The following is a 22,186-nucleotide window of genomic DNA, read 5'->3' as shown; positions in this document are numbered from 1 at the left end:
ATTGATCAGGTCCCGCCATGCGGCACAAGGACTGTTTGTTTTAGCCAACTTTTGAAGCTAAGAATGGCCATTTATGGTATTAACTCCTCACAAGGGAATTGTTGATACTTTAAATGGCCTTTTTTGGCTTCTTTCACGACCCATTACTAAAAAAAACGGAGAGGAAGAAACTACATGAAGTTGTTATCTCAAGAAACAGTCGATTTAGTTAGAAGGGTCTCTGTAAAAGAAGTTGCAGAAACTTTAGGTTTTCAAATCAAGAGAGCAGGAACACATTGGAATCTTGGTTGTCCAAATCCTAACCATCAAGAAAAAACACCCCAAACGTATATCAAAATCAGTACTGGGATATACACGTGCTACGGGGGAGGCGGATGCGGAGCGGGAGGCGATGCAATCACTTTCTATAGTTGGTCCCAGTTTAATGGCTATGATCCCAAGAAAGATTTTTATCGGTCTATTCAGGGCATTGCAAGTCTTATGGGCATACCTATTAAGTACAAAGATGGTTCTATTATGCAAGATGAATCACGGCCAACATATGTACCAAGGAATGAACCTAAAATGATTGAAGTCCCGGCAGCATCACCAGATATTTGCGATCGAACGTATCGGAGGTTTCTGGATCTTTGTCCAGTATTCAATGAACATTTAGAAGAATGGCTTGGTCCAAAACGCCAGTATTCAAGAGAACAAATAGAGGTATTAGGACTCCGTTCGATACCCAAAACATTGGATCAGGTAAGGAAAATAGTGGACACGTTGCAAGCCGAAGGATACCAGATTGATAGGGTTCCTGGATTTACACAATTCCTTCGTCAAAATGGAAATGCGGAAGATGATAATGATTGGTATTGGTCAATTTCATCCATTGGGAAATACTATATTCCTGTACGCGACGACAGGGGTAGAATTATTAGGCTTCGTGTAAGAACTAATTTCGACGATAAGAAGAAATACGTTTGGTTTTCTTCAGCACCAATGAATGAAGGCAAGTTCGTAAGAAGGGGAGGGGCACCATCAGGGGCACCAATCAATATTGTCGCTCCCTCAAAATTTATGGCCACATGGGAGCCTGGAACAGAACTCAACGATGTCTATTTAATCAAAAAAGTCCTTCTTATTGAAGGAGAACATAAGAGTTATATCTGTTCAGACCGACTTAATATGATTGTCATTGGCATTCCGGGAGTAGGTAACTTTCGTGATGTCGTACCACTCCTCAGGAAATGGGGAGTAAAGGAAGCAGCAATCGCTTATGATATTGATGCATTCTACAACGAAAATAAACCAACTGGAAAGAATGAACAGGTTTTTAAACAACTTGTTAGTTTCGGTAAAGAGCTCATTAGTCAAGAAGATATTCAAACTGAGCTTTGGGCTTGGAATCCTAATGATGGTAAAGGTTTAGATGATCTTTTGTTAAATTTCAAACTTCCTGTTGTGACCGATCTGAGAACTAATGAACGTTTACCGTTTGTGATCTAGTGTTTTTTTGATAATTCTAATTAATGAGGAGGGCGGAAGCGTCTTTCATGAGAACAAGAGCGAAGCTATCCTCCGCTCTTATTTTTATGGTTCTTTGTATTTTTAGGAGATTTTTATGTAGTTCCCCCTTTTTTTTCACCCCATATCAGGGGAATTTAACTCCCCCTGATATGGGGGCGAAAAGGAGAATGATACCTATGGATTTTTTTGAATTCATCGCACTTAGAAAAAAGAACTTTGACTTGATCAGTCTATTCAACGATTGTTCCGAATCGGAAGCTAAACGCGTAGATCTGGATGGATTAATTCGAATTATCGAATCTCTTTCACCCGATGAGCGCACTGAAATGCTTCTAATTTTTGCGGAGCAGTTCTACACGCATAGCCTGAATCTCTAACCAGTAGTTGGAATCCCAATAATATAAATATTTCAAGTTTTTTAGGAGGAACAATAATGAATTACTACACACTTAAAGCATTGGAACATGAGCGACTGTTCGCTCGGAAAGCGAAATATGGAATGAAGTTAATTACTGGTATGGGGAATTCCAACTTCATAGAAAAAATCACTGATAGATTTGTATTCTTCAAAACGGTAAAAAGTAAGGAAGTGATACGAATTCCAAGAGAAAAAATACGGAAGGCGATTGAGTATTTTTTATATCGTAGGACTGTTACTCGCAAAAAGCTTGAGTCATTCCATAAATTCAATAGCTTCCTCATGGGAATGCTGCGCATGATATTTATTCAAGTAAGTGATTTTGCGTGGATAAAAAGAAGTCTCGGGAAAAATAAGATCCTTAGATTGGTACTAAAAGGGACAAGATTTTTCGTCGCCGGTTGCGAACGCTCGCCCGGAGACCTTGAGATGATACATCAGCACGGAGGTCGATTTGTCCTTTTCTCCTATTGGAATCTCCGAACCGATATTCATGAAACGTGGGTTTATCATGTAAAAAGGCTCGGATTGAAGGTTCTTTTAGACTCGGGAGAGTATTCTATGCATCGCTTACGAAAACGAATTGAAGCCGTTGGAAATAAAATTCTGAAGTTGCAAGAAGGCTCCGGGGCTTGGTTCAAACAGATATCTGATCTTCAGAAATTAGAAAGTAAATCAGTTGACCCCGTTCGAATAGCTGATTATGCACAATTCATACTACGCCACCAAGACGTACTTTTTGATAGCTTTAATTTGGATCGAACAGGAGATCCTGAGGAGTCCATGTTCAACTTAAATTATTTGTATGAACGCGGAATTAAGGCTATCCCAATCTGGCACCCTCAGTCTCCTGAATCTGCACTTGAAGCATTGATTTGCGATGACAGGGATTTTGATGTTATCGCAATTGGAGGGCTTCTGAGTTTGAAGGATGAAGAAAGGCACAACGTCGTCAATTCACTCATGAAGAAGTATGGTGAACATCAATGCTTTCATATATTGGGCTGCAGTAGTCCACTTATATTCAAGGGTCACATTTTTCAATGCGACTCAACAGGGCCATTAATGGGACGGAGATATAAGACAATCATTACAGAGAATGGCCACATCAAAATGGATGAAACATACCCAGAGCAGAAGTGGACACAAGAACGATGCTTCGCTTATAACATTCAAAATTTAGCAGGGCTTGAAGAATTTCGTCCATCTGTCCAAATGGAGTTGCTTATTCCACCTACGCTTGCAGTTGAAGCTGTATCAGTATTTTAAATAAGGGAGCGATAAAAACATGGAACAGATTACTAATTTCTTTCTAAACACGCCATCTTATATCTTGATAGCCATTGGATTGGTTTTAATCATCATATTAGTTAAAAAGACGAAGAAATTGATAAGAAAGATATCAGGATTGGCTTTTACGATACTTACTATCCTTAAACTCGTCCATGTGCTAGGATTGATGGATTTTGTTAAGTAATATGTAACGAATAAAGACAAAAAGCTCCTCCAATTTTATGGAGGAGTTTTTGTGTTTCCGATTTGTGCTTTTTGCGCTCTTTGCTCACAACCCATTGCTCACAAGAGAGTTTAAGATAACCGATGCAAGGTTATCTTGTTATTAGATTATATCATTTCGTAGAAAACGTCAATTTTATAAACGAAATTAAATCAAGTAATTGTAGGATTTCCCAACGGTTTGGTCTTTGCTGCTGTTTGCGAATAATAAAGTATTAGACGAGGTACTCTGCAATGCTTAATTCAAAATATTGTGATCTTAATTTTTGACTTATTTCTGCAATCAAATGTTGAGAATGATCCATTTTCTTTATTACTTGTCTCTGATGCAGTAGATCGGACTTAGTTTTAAGTATGTCGTTAATTGCCTTGATAATAGCCTGTCCTTGCTCTTTACTATCATTTTTATGAACTATTTCCCAAGGAGGGAGCAAGGGGTGATCCGTTCGGAATTTGTAAATGATTATGTCATACCTGCCACAGCTCATTAGTGTATGATTATAATTTTCAGCCAAACTAAGTTTCTCTTTGGTGGTATTACTTAATTCAAACAATTTGCCTTCTACGTTTTTAATGTATATCGAAGTTTTCATACCAGCCTCCAGTCTAAAACTTAATTATTCAAAGCAGCTGCTTTATTTGATTCGGAAATACAGTCATAGCAAAGGGCAGCAGTTTAATATCAATGAGTGCTGAAGTTTCCGATTCCAGCTATGGACCTCTTATAATTAAACGCAGTGATTCGATCAAAGCCGCTTTCGCAAGGGATTCTCGATGCTCACCTTTATTGGGATTAGCACAGTCTCCTGAATTTAATAGATAAGAACCAAGTTAAAGAAAAGGAGTGCCATTATTCAATTTTATTTTCTCTGAACTCTTAATCTTTGTAAGTTTTGTGACTGAGGAGTTTCTTCTAACGGTTTCTATTCGCAGCCTTCTTGGAAGGAGAGTGTCGCTTAGTAATAAAGTTGTTTAATCTTAGAACAAAGTCGTTTAAATATCATAATAAAGTTGTTTAAAAACGTAATTCACCACAAACGATCCGATCTCGCTCGTCGTAATCTACTTCAAATCGTTTACTACATGAATCACATAAAAGGTACTCCAAGGGATGCAATGGATTGTCTTTACTGGAATATCTCTTTGAAATTTTCCCGTGTTTTGTGATTCGATGTATACGTTCAATCGTCATTTCTTTCTCGTATCTCAACGCATTGCCACATACGCACACAGGTACTTGATATTTCATTCAACCACCTCGCATGGTTCCATTTTAAACAACTTTTATTTTTGGAGTGCTTGAATCAGGTCATTCAAAACTAGTATTTTTCAAGCCATTTTTAAACGACTTTATTTTCAGTCAACGAGAGCCCGTAAAGTTCGTTTCGTGTATCGTGCTTTCCAGTCAATCAATATTGAATCGTACCTCCAAAAACTTCCTATTATCTTCCTGATAGTGGGAGTGAATATTTGTAATTTCCCTCGTTGAAGGTGATATTATTTCTACAAAATTAACTTTGAAAGCTGTGCAAATACCTGTCAAATATCCCTTTGCAAAGTATAACTCAGACGAGTTTTCTTTAAGGAATACAACTGACCTGCTATATGCTCCTGCATAATTGTTAGCCGCAATGTCCATTAATTCATTTCTGGAATGAGTCCCCAATTGCATCACCTTTTCTTAAAAATTCAAGTTTCCATATGTGATGTACCTAACATATAATCATAAGAGTCTTTAGAATTAACATTTTCTTTTTTTGTGTTCAGTTATGAAAATGACTTTAGGATTTGCTGCAAGTTTTGGTGGAAGCTGATCCGTAGTATTCATCCTTTTTCTGACTTCCCATTCTTCCTTCATTATCTCATAATGCTCTTCAGAACCTTCTGCCCATTCTGGTATATCTTCCTCGGTAAAAGGACGCTCAGGGAGTGAAGGACAGTCGAAAATAAGAACTTTATTTTCACCTCGATTATATGATTGATCGTACAGACGTTGGCGTATTTCACATTCCTTTTTCCAGACATCTAGAATGGTGGCACCAATTTGTTGATTTGGGTACAATTCATGCCACTTTATTCGCGGCTCTTTTTCACCATAATTATCATTAAAGAATTTTTCCACGTGATTATATCGTACACCGGAATCCATTACTGATTTAATCAGATAGTACACTCTTCGTATAAGGAAGATTAATACGGGAATAGCAAAGACGTGCCAATCGGAATCCCATTCAGAGATTGGCTTGTCATTTAATAATGTGACAAGGGAGAACATAAAAGCGACAAAGTATCCAATAATTTCTGCTATTATCTTCGGACCTATTAAAAGGAACAACGATGGCCGTTTATTAGGTTCAAACGTATTATAATTGGCATTATAGTAAATGCGATTTCGGAAATGATCTACTGTAGTACGATAAGTGAAATCAGAAGCAATAGCTCGATTCGATTTGATATATGACTGTTGTGGAAAAAACATATAGTAAAGATGAAGAGGTGCAATGTAAGGTGTAAAATTCCACCTTTGCACTTCCAAGTCTAGGTGTCGAAGTTTGATTTCTTTTGCCGTTATAGCATATAACTGTTTTGAACCGGTGAATAGTACTGTAAGTAAAATCACGAAACACAGAGTTTTATGATCCGCAAGGTATTCAAGCATCTTCATATAACCCGAAAAGGGTTGTATGGAGGGAATCGCCTTTTGAATAGCATAGGTTGTAGGATATGCTATAATGCCAAGACATATGGTACTGAATATCATGAATGAGACGCTGATTTTTTTTATATTCATGTGGTTTCACCTCGCAATAATTATAATTCAAACTGGAAGGTCTATACAATTTTAAATTGATAAAAGTAGCAAGATCACAATAAATATGGTACATTCAAAATATAATCTATTTATGTTCCTCGGCGTCAGGCGACAAACCGAGCTTCTATTTAAGAACCACGTTAAATGTGTCTTTGTAAATGACAATGTCATTTCTTTGTCCATTTTTCGTGGTTCTTTTTGTATTTTCGGTCGCCGTCCAAATTAACCATAGGAGGGTTATTATGAATCTGAAAGTGCAATTACCCATTAAAGCCACGGGACCTAGCTTGAGAACATGCTTTGAAAGCATTCTCCGACAATGGAAAGATCTTCATGGTGTCGTAAGAAAAGGCCGAATTACTGAAACGGGTTGGCTGGAGATAATGATTGGATTAGAGCTTCATCCAGGTGAGGCCGGTTATCGCGAAGTCGAGACTCCGAGAATTCAGGAAAGAGAAGGGATATTCACACTTTCGATCGTGGGTTGTGATGTTGATCAAGTGAGAGAAACATTCCGTTTAATCTACAAGAAGATAATGGAGTTCGAGTCTCTGTACAGGTTAATGGGCGAGGTCGTCTTGTATAAAGGAGATGGAATTTGCTTTAAAATGATTAAATCAGAATGGCAACCAAGCCAATCATCAGAGCACCTTCGGTCTGTATCAATAGAAATACAGTCTTTGGCAAACTCTTCACAGGACATTAAGAAGACAGAAGCTGAAGAACCGAATAGATCAAAGGAAGAGGTAATAAAACTCCCCGCTTCACCATCGCTTCTATTAATTGATGGAATGAATATTCTTTCGAGGTGCTATTATGGGTCCTCTAGAGGAAAGGAAGAACACGAGCTCATGCGCTCTACACAAGGCGTTTTTACAAATGCGATCAAACCACTTACTGAAAAATTACTTAAAGTCATCAGGAAATTTGCTCCGACTAACATTTTGGTGCTTTGGGATCCACCAGGAGGACGTAGTACACTAAGAAGACGCCAACTTGCAGATTTTTACAAACATTCTCGCGATAGTAAGAAAACACCTGAATCCCTAAAAGAACAAATTGAAACTGCAAAATCATTGTTTGAAGCGATGAATATTAAACAAATCCATGTGGATTCCTATGAAGCGGATGACCTTGCTGGAAGTATATCCAAACGTTGGTCCTTAGAAATCAATGATTTATGTTATCTATGGAGCAATGACAAAGACTATTTCCAACTTTTAGATCACAATGTTGTTCAGTTAATAGATGATGAACCATTCGATTTAGAAATGTTTACTCAGAAATATGAGGGAATTACACCTCAACAGTATATTGATTACAAAGGTTTTTGCGGAGATCCGAGTGATGATATACCTGGTATTGCCGGTATTGGACACACATTCGCCATGAGTCTTTTACATTCATTTGGCAGCATGGAAGCAGCCATTGCAGCTGCTGAGAATAGATCCCTTGATCAAAAAAACCAGCGTTTTGAGAACAAATTAAAAGAGGGTAAAGAGTTAGGGTTACTGAGCAGAGATTTAGCTCGAATTGAAGTGGATATTCCGGAGATGAATGAAATATTATGGGAGGATATTCTCATTAAAATCAACAGAAACGGATACTTGGCCAAAATGGAAGAGTTAGAAATTAAGCAAAAAGGTTTTGCAACTTGAAGCCCGATTTGGGCTTCTTCTCTTTTTTAAAGGAGCATGGTAAAATAAATCTATTAGTATGAACATTCACCCTTTGGCAGGCGCCTGAAAAGGGAATTACGATAAAAACACACGTTTCCGGAGTGCAAATACCGTTATTCGGTTATGAGCCCTTTATACGTGTGTTTTTTTTGTGTTCATACAGAGAGGAAAAGCATGTTATTTGGTATGAATCATTGAAACAAACAAAAATTGACGAAGAGGTGTGGTTAAAATGAACGTATCAACGAATAATCGAATGATGGAACTAATGGAACTGATCGACTACCATAATTATATGTATTACACACTGGATAAACCGGAAATCGATGATTTGAAATACGATTGCCTGTATGATGAACTTTTGGAACTGGAACAAAAGACAGGTATCGTTCATCCAAATTCTCCATCACAGCGGATAGGTGGACAAACATTGAAGGGTTTCCAACAACACAAGCACTTATCACCGCTGTGGAGTTTGGATAAGGGTAACAATCATCAAGATGTACAAGCTTGGGAACAAAGGATCACCAAATTAATAAAGGAATACAATTCGCAGTATCCCCTTACACCACTCCCAGATCCGACGTATTATGTAGAGCTAAAGTTTGATGGCCTTACGATTAATCTTACGTATGAGGGAAGAGAGTTGGTGCAGGCTTCAACGCGTGGCAACGGCATCTCTGGAGAAATTATCTTGAGCCAAGCCCGGACCATTCGATCCATTCCACTTCGAATACCGTATGAAGGTCGAATCGAAGTGCAAGGGGAAGGTGTCATGCATTTAAGCCAACTTGAGGCGTATAACTTAAATGCTGAAGAGCCCCTAAAAAATGCACGTAATGCTGCTGCGGGAGCACTTAGAAATCTTGATCCTGAGGTGACGGCAAAACGAGGATTACAAGCGTATTTTTACAATGTAGGTCATATTGAAGAAGACCTATTTTCAAACCATGGTGAAATGCATGACTTTTTGAAAATCAACCGATTTAAGGTTAGTCCACATGTAGAGTATTTCAAGACGATTGATGAAGTTCTCGTTCACTTGAGTCTACTTGTACAGTTACGCCCAACCTTAGATTTCCTTATTGACGGTGCAGTAATCAAGATTGCAGATATGCGAACAAGAGAAGTACTCGGATATACTCAAAAATTTCCTCGTTGGGCTCTGGCTTATAAATTTGAAGCCGAAGAGGTAACGACAAAGTTGATTTCAGTAAACTGGGAAGTGGGCCGAACAGGTAAGTTAACCCCGGTAGCTCGCTTATCTTCGATAAATTTGGGTGGTGTCACTATAACTAAGGCTACTCTGAATAATGAAGATGACATCGAGCGAAAGGGGCTTAAGTTCGGCCTCGGTACTCAAGTATTAATTCGCAGATCGAACGATGTTATTCCGGAGATTCTGGGTAAGGCATCCGCTGAGCAGGAGGGGGAAGAGATCCTTACTCCCACACACTGTCCTTCTTGTGGTTTCAAATTGGTTAGACGGGGTGCTCATCACTTCTGTGATAATAAATGGAGTTGCAAGCCGCAGAAGGTAGGTTGGCTTACACATTATGCATCCCGCGACTGCATGGACATTGAGGGCTTTAGTCAGAATACGGCCGAATTGTTACATGATCAGGTTGGTGTTCGTCATCCTGGTGATTTCTATGATCTCCAAGAACAACATCTAATTGGGCTTGAAGGGTTTGGGAAAAAGAAGGCAAGTAATTTACTTAAAGCAATCGAAAAGAGTAAAACAATGCCCCTTTGGAATCTGATTCATGCATTGGCAATTCCAAATGTAGGGAAAACCATGTCTAAAATGCTAGCAGATCAGTTCGGTACAATTGATGAACTGAGGGAAGCTACGGTAGAACAACTGATAGGGCTGCCGGATGTGGGTACTATTTCAGCTGAAAGTATTGTTACGTACTTCCAAGATCCAGTCTATTTAGGAATCATTCGGATGATAAAAGTAGCCGGTTGTAATCCAGTAAAGGAAAAAAAAGTAGTGGCAACGGATAGTGTCTTTAGTGGAAAGACTGTTGTCGTCACCGGCACTCTATCCAGTATGGGTCGGGACGATGCGACTGCTCTTCTTGAGTCCCTTGGGGCCAAAGTGAGTGGTAGTGTTTCAAAGAAGACGGATATGGTAATCTGTGGTGAAAGTGCCGGTAGCAAGTTAACGAAGGCTCAGGAAATTGGTGTTCGAGTCGTGTTGGACGATGAGTTCATGGTCTTAATCGATCGTAAATAAGATAAATCAAGCTGGGGATCTACCAATTAGTTAGATCCCTTTTCATTATTTCACAATAATGTTAAAGTGAGTCTATACCTTATGATTTTTTCCATCGACTCTAGCTCGCGCTTCATGAGTCCATTCAAATGTTAAGCAATGCACTCTCTTTCGAGTGACCAATTCTGCCACTATGCAGTTACTTCCCATTCATTTGGGTATTGGTACTTCGAAAGGGCGTGCATTTTTTTTGCGTCCTGCAATCGAAAATCAACTGTAGGAGGAGACTCTGAGTATCAGCGGAAAAGTGTGTTTGTAATTGTAATCTACATCTGAACAAATTTATCAGGTGTTGAACGTACGGACTGTGAGCCAAATCTATGATTTGTCGATGGATACGTTTCAGCAGATCAATGGTTTTGGAAATAAGAAGGCTTCGAATCTTCTTTCCGCTATCGAAGCAAGTAAATCACCAGAGCTGGAGAGTTTTATTTTTGCTCTGGGAATCAATGGCGTAGGGAAGTCTACAGCATAGGTTCTTGCAAGATCTTTTGAAAATCTCACTGAGATATCGACTGCAGGAATTGAATGCCTTCTGCTTTACTCTTATATAGGAGTGGGTGTAGCTGAGCAAATCATTTCTTTCTTCGCAGATCCTGATGAGCAATTTCACCTTGCTGAATTAAGTGAGCGGGGGGGTATTGCCAAGGAATGTCGAAAAGGTCGTTTACCAGGATACTCCTTTACTGGCAAGACAGTAGTCCTTACCGGTACTTTAAGTCAGATGGAATGTCATCAGGCTGAAAAACTCTTGGAAGATACAGGTGCGAAACTTTCGAGTAGTGTATCCAAAAAAACTGATTTTGTTATTGCTGGCGAAAATGCGGGTAATAAGCTTAAAAAAGCGCAGAGCCTCGAAATTAGGATAATGACAGAAAACGTGTTCCGTAGGTGGTTAGGTCTTTCATGAACTTGGAAACTCGTTCTCATTTGAGAAAGGTGTCATGAAGGAGATTACAATGATCTTAAAAGGATCCTAATTCTTTTTACGTATGCGGGATTTTGTTTAAATAGGGTAACATTGTAAACTCGTATTGAAAATGATAGTATGATATTATCAAATACTTCACTCTCTGATCCTGGCCAAGCGGCGTAAGGATAGTCGGTATAAAACGCACTTCGTTAGTGAACAATTCATCATGCTATATTGATGAAATGGTATCCCAACGATTTGCGTTTTTTTGCATTCCGATGTCAGAGAGGGAAAGTATTATTTTTTATTATCCCAAATTGAGGAGTGAAGGAAAATGTCATTTACAAGACAAGAAGCAATGTCAAAAAAATTGGAGCTACTTCAAAAGGCAAAAGAACGGTTGGTGAACATTGAAAAGTTGCAATATGCACCGGAGGATAAAGTAGAATTTAATTTTATGAACCACTTTTACTTTTTTACAGGAGTAGTTTCAACTGATATCGTCAAAGTTGGACAGAGTGCTGTAGGTGTTCTACTTTCTCCTATAACGATAGAAGAGAAGAAGATATCGATGATTCTGAACAAATTGCTATTTACTGCAATGGAACTAGCCCAGCTAGAAACCTTTTCATTGTTAGGCGATAGAGTGAGTCTCATCAGGGAGTTGCATCGAATGATGCGATTATGCATGGTCGGTGCTGCTTCGACTGTTGAGGAGGAGAGCTAAGATGCCTCAACATTGGCGGAAGTCACGAGCAAGCACTTATCAATTCATTTTATATTTGTGAAAATTCAAGCCAATATAAATAGGCTATTCGGATTAGTGTGTTGAAATTTCTGAACAACGCTGTATCCGAAACATTGAGTATTAGACCCAAATTGTGCAGTAGATTAAAAACTGTATTTTAAAGGAGAATAAACATGTATAAAAACAATGACAAGGAAATTGAAACAAGGATAAATAAAGAAATTAATAGTTGTGGAATGGCTTATAAAATAGCCGACTGCGAAGGAAATATTTTCGTTTTTGCGGGTTTAGAAAATGGATTTCCTCTATATAGAGGGAATAGAGGAAGTAAACATATATTTCAGTTACAAGGTTACGAAGTAATAGAAAAGTATCTTGAATTATAAAGCCTATGAAATGTTAAATTTTGCTGAACACTTCGAAGATAAAGCAAAATTAGGTTTAATTTTTATAATTATTTGGCTCTTCGGATTTTATGGTGGAATGGCAATAGTCCGAAAACCATTATTTCAAGAATAAGGAAATAAAAAGGAGACATATCAACTATGCAGATAGATAAAGAAAAGTTGTTAGAGTGGTTGTCCATCAAAGAAAAAGATAGCATGACAAATGCCGAGAATCTGCTTAATTCCTCAATGTATCATGGTCAAGCAAGTGCTTTCAGTGATGTGATAGAACAAATCGAACTAGGCACATTCGATATTGAGGAAGAGTCCTGAAAGTAGATATTATGTTAGATTGGTTGGAAATTGAATCATCGGTCTCCACCATAAAATCCGATTACCCAATTATTTCAACACGAAAATCCGAATACCCTATAAATATAATGGGTCATCGAGATCTTAATCGAATTTTAGAATAGGGATCAAAGATTTTCAAAAGAGTCGGATTACCGACTCTTTTTTTATTCAATCATGCAAGAGAGAATCATGAACATTTTGTGAAATTAATCTTTCAATCTTTCTTTATACATGGTACTATTGACTTATTTACAAGGTAAAATCTTGGTTAATTCAAACGTCGAGGATCATTCATAGGCACATCTACTGGTATGTTTGTTCCCGAGGGGAAATCTCTTGAATGAAACATACATACATAGATATGTCTTTTTTCACATACAAACCGTTTATTTGCATGAGAAAGGGGAATATTAGATAGCAATAAACGAGGTATATTTATCCATATACATCGCTTTTCAAGTCTATGTTATAATACCCATGCGGAGTGTATTCTAGGGGGGAAGATAGAGTGGTAAGGAAGCATAGTAAAATACAATGGTCTTCTATGATGGGCGAAGAAGAAATCGAATTCAATGTGCATTTTCATTTCTCACTACATAAAAAAATGGATCACAGTCTATTGTTAGATGAATTTTTGAAGCGGCTTCAAACAATTAAAGAAAACGGACGAAGAATTATAACAATAGAAATGGAAGTCATGAATATAGTTCGAGATGGTGAAGAAGTCATATATGACTTTGACATTAAACTGATCTTCGAAGGTGAGTGTTCTGAGGATTGGGTTCATAAGAGTATGGAAACTGCGCTAAAGGAATCTATTGTTCCCTTTAATTGGATTAAAATTAGTAAGTAGCATGATTGGAAGAGGACTGCCTCTTCCTCTCCAATTTAGAGTACACCCAAAACGTAGAGAAAACAAAGAATGGACAAGCGCTTATTGAAAGTGATCAATCTCGAATAGCGGTATACACCGTCAACGGGTTGACCCTTTCATCAGCGTTTTTTATCTTATTTTTACAATCCAAATTTAAGACTATCTCCATATGATTGAACGAATACTCCCAAGCAAGGCAAGGTGCATGATCATATAAGCGACGAACAAAAGATGCTCTTCACTGAATGAGCCAATATCAGAAACACTTTTTGATAGATCGAGATGGGGCTGATGTAGCCCTCTTTTCAATTCAAATCGCCTGTGTTATAATCCATATATTAAATCTTTTTTACTTTTGTCTCTGACCAGGGTCTTAAGAGACTTTTACCATTATTTTAACCAAACACCTGTTTTTCAAGGTGACCAAAATCTACATTGTAGACATTCCTTTGGAATGATTGGTCTTTTTGAAAAGTGGGTGTTTTTTGCATTTCTCACTTTCACAACCCATACCAAAATCCAAGGAGGCAATACCTATGTTCAATCGTCTTGAATTAATTCTAGCTCAATCCCGTATCCAACGCATTCTCGCTGCTAAAAACAAGAAGGTGATTATTACCGGTTCTGTCATGAAGTAATTATCAATTTCGTTTAGGAGAGATGCACTTCTAAGCGGACTTTCAAGTAAGGGGCAAGCAACTGTTTTCTGGTTGCTTGCTCTTTTTTCTTATTGTCTTAATTCGCGTACCTCACTCGTATCTGCTGAAAGTGTATTATAGAAATCCGTATTTATTCATAAATCGACTGCAAATGTTTTTGATACCATTTTATTTGAGAAAGAGCGATAAGGACCAAAAAAAGTGGTCATATATTGCTCTTTTCTACGTTCAGGAGGAAAATCGTATGTCTAATAATAACGTTTACAAAAAGTCTCAAAATGAAAAAGCTGTCTTAAAGATTGAGTATGATACGGATGTGATTAGTCCGCGAATCGAATTGGATAATTTAGGAACGATGGTCTGCTGGCATCGTCGATACAATGTCGGGGATGAACATAATCATGTAGATGCTGATTCATTTTTTATCTATTTACTGGAAGAAATGGATCTCACTGAAGAGACTTACCATCGCATAAGTTCCCAAGGCAAATCTCGGAATGATCTTTTGGGAGTGCTGGAAAGACAATATGTGATCCTTCCTATATACGGTTACGATCATGGAAACTTGATGATTCAGACGACACCTTATTCATGCCCTTGGGATTCGGGACAATTAGGATGGATATATGTGAGTAAAAAAGATATTCGGAAAGAGTATGGGGTGAAACGGGTTACAACAGAAATCCGAGAGAGAGTTCTTTCTGTTCTCAGAGGTGAAGTAGCAACTTATGACCAATACTTGCTTGGTGATATATATGGGTACATCATAGAGGACAACGAAGGAAATCACATAGATAGTTGTTGGGGATTTTACGGAAGTGATCCCAATATAAACGGAATGGCAGCACACATTCCTGAGGAATATGCTGATCTCATTAAGGAAGTAGCTTAAATAATACTGGAGGGAGGTGGGGATATCTAGGATATCAAACCACTTCTCTTTTTCATTTATGAATATAAAGGGGAAGAGGAATGTTCAATGTCTAGAGGCGAAGGATATGTTGCTTCATTAGAAGCACTACAGCAATCGTTTGATTCAAAGCTATTGCCTTTGAGGCGAAACTATCAATATCATATGAATGTGTCCAGCCGATCGTGGATGGTGTCGGCATTAATTAAAGCTCTAATCGATTTTAAAGGATTTAGTGGTCCAAGACCGGACGATGTATCGACATTTAAGATGGTTATAAGGTCAGCGGTTTCTACGTATCTAGGATGGGTAGGTTATGCATTTTTTGCTTGGTTTTTTCAGTTTGATTGGACAAGCATTGCAGCATGGCTTTTGCCGATACTTTGGATCGTATTGAAAGTTCATTTTATTCTCATGGATATGAGTGAGATCGGTAGCGCTGCCTTTGATATCAGAGTGTATCGTCTAAAGCGAAAAGGTGAATACGAGATGTTTTTACCTTATCTGCAAATGAATGAGTTTAGTTTCCATTCCTTATACCAATGGATTCGAGATGAAATCATCATCGTGTCGGCCAGACGTGGACAAGAAATTACTGAGATACGTGCAAGTTTCGAGAGAAATGTTGATGAATTAACGAATAAAATCACAGAGTTGAGTGATTACCAAAACGAATGCAATCTATTGCAAAAGGAATTGGAGGAACTCAATGAAGTGTTTGATCGGTTAGTCATTAATAGTAAACATACCCTTAAAATTTATAATTTTTGTATCAGTTTCCTGTATCGTATTCGACATGAGGATGGTTTATTCAATCCATACGATTTACGAGTTATTTCAGACTTTTCCCTTTATCAATTAATGGACAAACAATTGGTTCGTGTTTACGAGCAGGGGAATTCCACATCACCTCGGATCATTAATTTAAATGAGCCCCAGATGCAGAGTTGGTCATCCGTCAGAGTAATCATAAATAATACGATGATGGAGCTAAGTAGCTGGTCTTCAGGCCGCTTCGTGGATAGCTACAGGCTCGATATCAATGGTCAAACTTACGTCTATAACTTTCATTTTGATTCAGAGACGGAAGCCGAATTGAGAGAACTCATTAGAACGAAGCAGTTGTATCGGTTGATAAAAGTTATTTGTCTTCATTTGAATGAAAGAGGAATGTTGTTAAAGGAGGGGTCTTAATGAGCTTATTAACTTTTATGCAAATGAAAGCTCAAGAGGACCTTATTAACGATATCGTCCGATCGCGTCCATTGCGTAAGAGATCCGATGGAATGGCTTCTGGAAAAACGATTACATCTAATGAAGCAGCTTCAATAGTAGAAATTCAGAATAAGTACTTGTGGAGATTGAAAGAGATTGAAAAAACTTTTGCTGAAACGAAAGAACCCTCGCTAGAATAGAAGGGGTTCTTTCGTCTAGATAGTTGGTATTACATAATGGTAATAGGGGTAGTTAATAGTAGATTCTTACCACGGCTGCCGCATTATGTGCTGGTAATGCGGTCGTTCCATAACAATTCGGTCAATCAAAACTCTCAATCAGTGCATGAACCTGCACCAGTTGTTGCAAGTTTAGTTTTGCAAATTCAAAATTGATGAGTGTACGACAAAGCGATTTTGCCCTGACTGTAATATTTCCAGAGTGATCGGGATGAGCATGAAATTAACTTTTCTAACAAAAGATTTTAGAGTAAAGTTCCGATTCTTCTCCTTGTCGTCTTTTCCTATACTCCATTATTTCGTCCGCATCTTCTTCCGTCATATCTTCTAATGTGTACGTGAACCACGGTTTGCCATTTTTCTTTAAAAATATTATTTTCCATCTTTTTTCAACGGTATAATTAATTCCCGTGACTATACAAATCCCGTCCAAAACTCCTCTAGTTTTATATACTGATGGAGATTCCGAACTGCCGTATGATTCAGAGTTTTGCAATGCATAAAGATGTTCGTCTGCATGCATTATTAACACTTCTCTTAATTCTTCCTGTTTCAATTTGCCCACCTCTCTAATCCGCAGCTTGCTTTACTACACTTGTATCCATTTCTTCAAATAATGGATTGCGTCTATTAGTCATAACACCATAAAATCCGAAGAGCCATTTTTAATTGGATATTCGGAATAGTGGAAACGAAGTTACAATTTCCATTTATTCTAGAAGATTATTGTGACCTAAAAGAGTAGCATCGTTTTCATCCACAGCAATAGCTAAGCCGAACTATTGATCGCTTACTTCTAACCCTCAAGTGTATCATCGTTCATTACAGGCAGCCATGAACCACCTCTGTAAAAGAACGAAGATAATTCGATGCTTGGAAATCCGACCGGGTGCTGATATCTCTAATTTGATCAAATATGTCTTCTTGAGGCCATTACCAAATATTTTTTACTATCGTATCTTTCTCTCCAAATTTGCATTTTCCAATCTTCCTCTTCAATCAGTGAACTAATTGCCTCAAACATAAAGTGTCTCCTTATATCATTTCAACATTATTTTGAAAAAATGAATTAGCGAGGTATTCTTACTCCTCCACATAATCCGATGAGCCATAATTTTTCTCCATAATCATCCAACATAAAATCCAATGAGACTAAAGTAGTCCTATATCTTGTTTTAATATACAACCTTCAAATAGAGTTATGCAAAATATAAGCTTAAAAAAAATAGATTTATTTTTCTTTTTCTTAGGGATGAAAGATGGTATGATATAATCCTAAACAACAATTTTTTCCGTCCCTAGCAAGCGCTTGTGGGATATTTATGAGAGTACTATTAATCGCACTTTAAATTAAAGTGGCCAATTGTCCTGAATGACAAATTCGAGATAAGTGGGTCTTTTTGATTTAGAGCGCGATTTTTTTGTGCTCTTTTTTAGAAACTTTTTTAGAAATTCATGCTGAATTGAGGTGAAGTAATTAAATGACGGGATGGAACTGAAAAATCTAAACTTAATGTTAATGAGCTCATTACGCAATCATCGAGTTTGGAGTATCGAAATCTTTTGGAATTGAAAGCAACAATATTTTGCTGAATGTGAGTTGACAATGAAGCACAGTATTTGGTTAAGGTAAAAGATGCCTTTTTCCAGAGCAATAATGTTAATCCGAATCATGCTTGCCGCAAATAAAAATTATAGAGGAGTGTGTTGTTTCATGGCAGATCTTATGCAAGGAACTATTGAGATTGTAAAAGGAAGGTATCCAAAACGTATTTGGGAAAGAATGAATTCGTTGATTGGTGGACATTTTGAAGAATTTGAAAACGTCTATCAATTTGAAGATGCTGAGGCAATAAATGGTGAGTTCTCGGATCTTGAAGAGTTTCTGATCGAACAAGGCATTCCGTTTGACAGAAAGTCGGTCGGGTTCTGTGAGATACAGCCCGAACACCGGATATTCAGACCTGGCATAATCGATCGCGTACTCATTCAGAATAATGCAGGTGAAACCTATATCACCACAGATTTCTTACGACTTGTACTCCAACAACAAATACCCGCTGAGGAAATGGTAATTCTTATTCAGGCAATGGTAGATAAAGCAGACCCAACATACCCTGACCTCATGAACTATCGGTTCTTGTGGGTTAGCAATGAAAGTAATGAACCTTTTTTTCCAGAGGAATCAAAAGAAGAGGACGGAAATATACGTGTTTTGGCCGTTATAGGCGACGTAACATGAAGAAAACACCTTTTGCCTTTGTTCGACGTGTACCAAAATCGAACGAACATGTGTTATATACCGTAAATGGTACAGGTGTTTCTGAAAAAATCCCGTTTAGTGAAGCTGCTGGACGTGCCAAGGACTTCATTAAACAGGGTGGATTGTTATCTGGATGTAAAGAGCTCATCGAAGCGCTTCTCACGCATTCTAAGTCTACAGTAACTCAAATGTAATTTCATCGGTCGGACGCTTAGTAAGGAAGCGGCCGGCTTTTTAATTTTCATTCTGTATGAAGGAAGAGGAGCATGTTATGAATGGATAATAATCATATTAAAATGGTGCGAAATATAAAAACATCTGAGAAAGATGGACACACGAGATTGATATTCGAGTGTGGTCTGCTTGAGGAAGCTGGTTTCTCGGTTGCGGATCGGGTTCATATCCGTATCGAGAAGACAAAGGTAATCGTAACAAAAACTGAAGATGAAGAGGCTGATGGCATCATATCTCGGAGAATGCGGACTGGATGGCCGGAACCGCGACCTTTTTTTGATCGTGCTAATCGTGACATCTCGAAGGTGTTACGTGCACGGGAGCGAATCGATATCCTAATTAAGGACGGAGAGATTGTGGTTACGCAAGAGCAATTAACTTACGATGTTTCCTTTATTACAGAGGATACTCCTCTACGAGGAGATAAACTTTCGAAAATCCGTTTGTTTAGTTTGCCATCGGGCCCGGGTTTGGCGACAAGTGCACTTGTACATGGAACCGGCCTTTTTGAATCGGTAGGGGGCCTTGACATAGATCCACTCGCAATTGACACTTTTCGGTTCAACAATAGATCTGGAGTTACTCTTTGGGGAGATATGAAGTTTATTAGTCCAGCTTGGATTAGTGCCTCTGACGTGTGCTGGCTGTCTCCAGTTTGCACAGAGTTCACCTTAATTGGGAAGAGAAGCCTAGGAGCAATTTCCGGACTGGGTCCTCACTATGCCCGCTTAGTATGGTCGATGGGCTGTCAGGCAATAGTTATTGAACAAGTTCCCTTATACTATCAATCTAGAAGTTACAGGCAATTACGGTCCTTACTCACGGCAGCGGGGTTCTCTTATTGGTATGAATCTAAGCTGAATTCTGCTGATTTTGGAGCGGTTTGTTCGAGACCACGGGGATTTGCAGTAGCTACGAAGGAACAAACGGACTTTTGCTGGCCAGAAGTACCAAGGATACCAGAGCGGTTTCGTACGACTGTAGGTCAAGTGGTAGGTAAAGAATGGGAGACTGCAGGAGAATGGTTCAAGATCGAGGGAAGTCCGATTGAGAAGATTTTTACAAAAAAAAGTGAATCCAACAATTTTAAAACAACACATACACTAGTTGATCTTGAATCTACTCGCATGAATGCCATTCTCTCCTCATATAGAAGAACAAATATCACTAGTAGCTACTTTCGACATCCTGACGGCATTCATTATCGGTATTTTACGAGTGATGAACTTTTGAGATTTATGAATATTCCTCATGAGTTTGAATTTCCTGAACATATTACGGAAACACAGAGAACCCAACTTATAGGCCAGGGAGTTTGTGGATTATTGGCTTGTGCTATCGGGGTCGAATTAGCTGTCGCTCTTATGGGTAGCCTTGCTCGTAAGAAAATCATGAAAAAACCAGTACCTGCTGTAATGCAGAACAAAACAGGTCAATTGGAATTTATTTTATAAAAGTCATTTCAAAATTATAAAGACTCAACAGAACCGGGATACAAGGTCAAAGAAATAGTTGACACTTATGGTGTATCGAGATAGTAATGTGACGGATAATCGGGATGAAGTCATTGATTCATTCGATTCAAAAGAGCAAGTGGTATCCGCCTGCAAAGGCTTAAATGGCGGCTGCTATTATAGCATAGAGCATGGAATTGGATGCTATGTGGAAATGGCAGAACGACTCCACAATAGTTAAAACATTTATCATATTTCAGGAGGTTGTCCTAATGATTAAAGATATCATTCATCAGTTTCACGGAAAAACTACCTATAATGGCGAGCGCATCTATATTGATAAGCAAAAATTAGCTGAAATTGGATTCGTTCCAGGTGCTCGTTTTCGAACCACTACAAAAAAAGAAATAAACCTGGTGGAATTCGAAATTGATAAGCAAGGCGCAAACATGGTTTCAAAAAAGTTGAAACTTCAAAATCCTATTCCAGTAATCGATAAAGCGGGTGGAGACATTAGAGAGGCACTTAAGGAATGCACTTATATCAAGGTTACATTTGTGCAAGATCGCGTCATCATTGAAGGAATAAAGCAAACCGCAGAAGTAATTAGAGAACACAACAAGGAGGCTGCACCGGAATCGTTAACCTCGATCTCGTTTTGTTCAGGTACAGGGATCAGTACGCAGTGCCTTGTCGAAGCAGGTTTTAATGAAGTTGCATCCATTGAGTGGAATCCTAAGGAAGGAAGCGAGCATAAATTTTCAGATATCTATACTAGAAATCATCCTAATTCGGTCATGTTCAACATACCAATGCAAATGCTAAATTCTGGTGACTTTCCGTTTGCTCACGCATGGATCGCAACACTTGACTGCACCGATTATTCAAAAGCATCAAACGGAACTAAGAAAGAGTATCATACGATCCATTTGTTCATGCATTTGATGAGGCTGTTCTGGGCAAAGGAACAATCAGAACGACCGCTTGCTATTTTACTAGAAAATGTAGCTGAGTTTGAGAAAGTCGCTGGAATTAGCTTGGAGCTCTGCTTGAAAGAGGAAGGATTTAGTGTTACAAGAGCTAAACTTGATAGTCTTGATTATGGCAGTCGAACAAAGAGAGAAAGGTTTTTCATGGTTGCGACTGTTTTTGAGGGGTTTACTTTCCCTGAACCAAGTGGCAGAAATAAAGAGTCCATTCAAGATGATGGTGTCTTACATATCGATGATCTGGATTGGGTAACTCCAGAAGAAAGCGGAACACTGAATTACTTTCTGTCGCGAGAGAAAAGGGGGATAACACATAACCACCATATGACTATGTTTGATATCACTAAGGATTCATATGTTGGGACAATCACGAAAAGTCATCATAAGATCCAACCGGAAAATTGGATTAAGCATCCATTCATTTCGAATTTGTATGCCTACCTTAACGGTGAACAGATTCGTGCACTTCATGGTATATCGAAGGATTACTATTTAGGTGATAGCAACAAACTGGTAGTAGAAAGTATTGGACAATCCGTTTGCATTCAAACCTTCAAGGCAATCGCGGATAAGCTTTATCAATTTATCTGGAATAAATTAAATCCGGTAATAGGTAAGTTAACTGACATTTGTAAGTTTAAAACATCAGTACCTGAGATTCATTATAGCCCAGAGGAATGTTTTTTATTCGAGAATTCTGGACAGTTAGCAATGTTCTAATAATTACACAATGG

At 38.3% G+C, this 22,186-nt stretch carries 22 protein-coding genes; 19 read left to right on the top strand and 3 right to left on the bottom strand.

Annotated elements, in window-relative coordinates:
- Positions 1 to 174: 174 nt before the first annotated feature.
- From LRL21_RS14810 to LRL21_RS14800, 3 genes are all read left to right on the top strand, one after another.
- Positions 175 to 1,488: a CHC2 zinc finger domain-containing protein gene (locus LRL21_RS14810; RefSeq protein WP_240416568.1), complete on the top strand. Its 1,314-nt coding sequence runs from the start codon at positions 175 to 177 to the stop codon at positions 1,486 to 1,488.
- Positions 1,489 to 1,676: 188 nt separating this feature from the next.
- Positions 1,677 to 1,886, top strand: a complete 210-nt coding sequence (locus tag LRL21_RS14805) for a hypothetical protein (protein WP_240416567.1) — start codon at positions 1,677 to 1,679, stop codon at positions 1,884 to 1,886.
- Positions 1,887 to 1,942: 56 nt separating this feature from the next.
- On the top strand, positions 1,943 to 3,196 hold the full coding sequence (locus tag LRL21_RS14800; RefSeq protein WP_240416566.1) for a hypothetical protein: 1,254 nt from the start codon (positions 1,943 to 1,945) through the stop codon (positions 3,194 to 3,196).
- A gap of 461 nt (positions 3,197 to 3,657) precedes the next feature.
- Here LRL21_RS14800 and LRL21_RS14795 read toward each other — a convergent pair whose 3' ends face one another.
- On the bottom strand, positions 3,658 to 4,035 hold the full coding sequence (locus LRL21_RS14795) for a hypothetical protein (RefSeq protein WP_240416565.1): 378 nt from the start codon (positions 4,033 to 4,035) through the stop codon (positions 3,658 to 3,660).
- A 1,148-nt stretch (positions 4,036 to 5,183) separates the two neighbouring features.
- Complete coding sequence (locus LRL21_RS14790; protein WP_240416564.1) at positions 5,184 to 6,233, bottom strand: hypothetical protein; 1,050 nt, start codon at positions 6,231 to 6,233, stop codon at positions 5,184 to 5,186.
- Between the two features lie 263 nt (positions 6,234 to 6,496).
- On the opposite strand from LRL21_RS14790, the gene LRL21_RS14785 reads away from it, so the two are divergent.
- The 11 genes from LRL21_RS14785 (at position 6,497) to LRL21_RS14735 (ending at position 16,473) form a co-directional block, all read left to right on the top strand.
- Positions 6,497 to 7,912: a 5'-3' exonuclease gene (locus LRL21_RS14785; protein WP_240416563.1), complete on the top strand. Its 1,416-nt coding sequence runs from the start codon at positions 6,497 to 6,499 to the stop codon at positions 7,910 to 7,912.
- A 253-nt stretch (positions 7,913 to 8,165) separates the two neighbouring features.
- On the top strand, positions 8,166 to 10,175 hold the full coding sequence (gene ligA / locus LRL21_RS14780; protein ID WP_240416562.1) for an NAD-dependent DNA ligase LigA: 2,010 nt from the start codon (positions 8,166 to 8,168) through the stop codon (positions 10,173 to 10,175).
- Between the two features lie 346 nt (positions 10,176 to 10,521).
- On the top strand, positions 10,522 to 10,689 hold the full coding sequence (locus LRL21_RS14775) for a hypothetical protein (RefSeq protein WP_240416561.1): 168 nt from the start codon (positions 10,522 to 10,524) through the stop codon (positions 10,687 to 10,689).
- 81 nt (positions 10,690 to 10,770) lie between these two features.
- Positions 10,771 to 11,124, top strand: coding sequence for a BRCT domain-containing protein (locus LRL21_RS14770; protein WP_240416560.1), 354 nt, complete (start codon positions 10,771 to 10,773; stop codon positions 11,122 to 11,124).
- Between the two features lie 337 nt (positions 11,125 to 11,461).
- Entirely contained in the window at positions 11,462 to 11,854 is a 393-nt protein-coding gene (locus tag LRL21_RS14765) for a hypothetical protein (RefSeq protein ID WP_240416559.1), read from the top strand.
- 194 nt (positions 11,855 to 12,048) lie between these two features.
- Complete coding sequence (locus tag LRL21_RS14760) at positions 12,049 to 12,261, top strand: hypothetical protein (protein WP_240416558.1); 213 nt, start codon at positions 12,049 to 12,051, stop codon at positions 12,259 to 12,261.
- Between the two features lie 159 nt (positions 12,262 to 12,420).
- Positions 12,421 to 12,594 carry a hypothetical protein gene (locus tag LRL21_RS14755; protein WP_240416557.1) on the top strand — a complete coding sequence of 58 codons (174 nt, stop codon included), beginning with the start codon at positions 12,421 to 12,423 and terminating at the stop codon, positions 12,592 to 12,594.
- A 529-nt stretch (positions 12,595 to 13,123) separates the two neighbouring features.
- On the top strand, positions 13,124 to 13,468 hold the full coding sequence (locus LRL21_RS14750) for a hypothetical protein (protein WP_240416556.1): 345 nt from the start codon (positions 13,124 to 13,126) through the stop codon (positions 13,466 to 13,468).
- Positions 13,469 to 14,392: 924 nt separating this feature from the next.
- The gene (locus tag LRL21_RS14745) at positions 14,393 to 15,040 is read left to right on the top strand and encodes a hypothetical protein (protein ID WP_240416555.1); all 648 of its coding nucleotides are present in this window, start codon (positions 14,393 to 14,395) and stop codon (positions 15,038 to 15,040) included.
- 87 nt (positions 15,041 to 15,127) lie between these two features.
- Positions 15,128 to 16,252, top strand: coding sequence for a hypothetical protein (locus tag LRL21_RS14740; RefSeq protein WP_240416554.1), 1,125 nt, complete (start codon positions 15,128 to 15,130; stop codon positions 16,250 to 16,252).
- The gene (locus LRL21_RS14735) at positions 16,252 to 16,473 is read left to right on the top strand and encodes a hypothetical protein (RefSeq protein WP_240416553.1); all 222 of its coding nucleotides are present in this window, start codon (positions 16,252 to 16,254) and stop codon (positions 16,471 to 16,473) included. The genes LRL21_RS14740 and LRL21_RS14735 overlap by 1 nt, the downstream gene beginning before the upstream one ends.
- A 271-nt stretch (positions 16,474 to 16,744) precedes the next feature.
- Here LRL21_RS14735 and LRL21_RS14730 read toward each other — a convergent pair whose 3' ends face one another.
- A complete protein-coding gene (locus LRL21_RS14730) occupies positions 16,745 to 17,068 on the bottom strand; it encodes a hypothetical protein (RefSeq protein WP_240416552.1) in 324 nt (107 codons plus the stop codon).
- 1,158 nt (positions 17,069 to 18,226) lie between these two features.
- Here LRL21_RS14730 and LRL21_RS14725 point away from each other — a divergent pair.
- The 5 genes from LRL21_RS14725 (at position 18,227) to LRL21_RS14705 (ending at position 22,172) form a co-directional block, all read left to right on the top strand.
- The gene (locus tag LRL21_RS14725; protein ID WP_240416551.1) at positions 18,227 to 18,754 is read left to right on the top strand and encodes a hypothetical protein; all 528 of its coding nucleotides are present in this window, start codon (positions 18,227 to 18,229) and stop codon (positions 18,752 to 18,754) included.
- Positions 18,751 to 18,969, top strand: coding sequence for a hypothetical protein (locus LRL21_RS14720; RefSeq protein ID WP_240416550.1), 219 nt, complete (start codon positions 18,751 to 18,753; stop codon positions 18,967 to 18,969). The genes LRL21_RS14725 and LRL21_RS14720 overlap by 4 nt, the downstream gene beginning before the upstream one ends.
- A gap of 81 nt (positions 18,970 to 19,050) precedes the next feature.
- Complete coding sequence (locus tag LRL21_RS14715) at positions 19,051 to 20,463, top strand: DNA cytosine methyltransferase (RefSeq protein WP_240416549.1); 1,413 nt, start codon at positions 19,051 to 19,053, stop codon at positions 20,461 to 20,463.
- Positions 20,464 to 20,530: 67 nt separating this feature from the next.
- Positions 20,531 to 20,704: a hypothetical protein gene (locus LRL21_RS14710; RefSeq protein ID WP_240416548.1), complete on the top strand. Its 174-nt coding sequence runs from the start codon at positions 20,531 to 20,533 to the stop codon at positions 20,702 to 20,704.
- Positions 20,705 to 20,735: 31 nt separating this feature from the next.
- Entirely contained in the window at positions 20,736 to 22,172 is a 1,437-nt protein-coding gene (locus LRL21_RS14705) for a DNA cytosine methyltransferase (RefSeq protein WP_240416547.1), read from the top strand.
- The last annotated feature ends 14 nt before the right edge of the window (positions 22,173 to 22,186 follow it).

It is taken from the genome of Paenibacillus periandrae (genome assembly GCF_022458865.1).
Classification (GTDB): Bacteria; Bacillota; Bacilli; order Paenibacillales; family NBRC-103111; genus Paenibacillus_S; species Paenibacillus_S periandrae.
The sequence above is the reverse complement of the archived record's forward strand: the minus strand, read 5'-3'. Positions and strand labels throughout refer to the sequence as shown.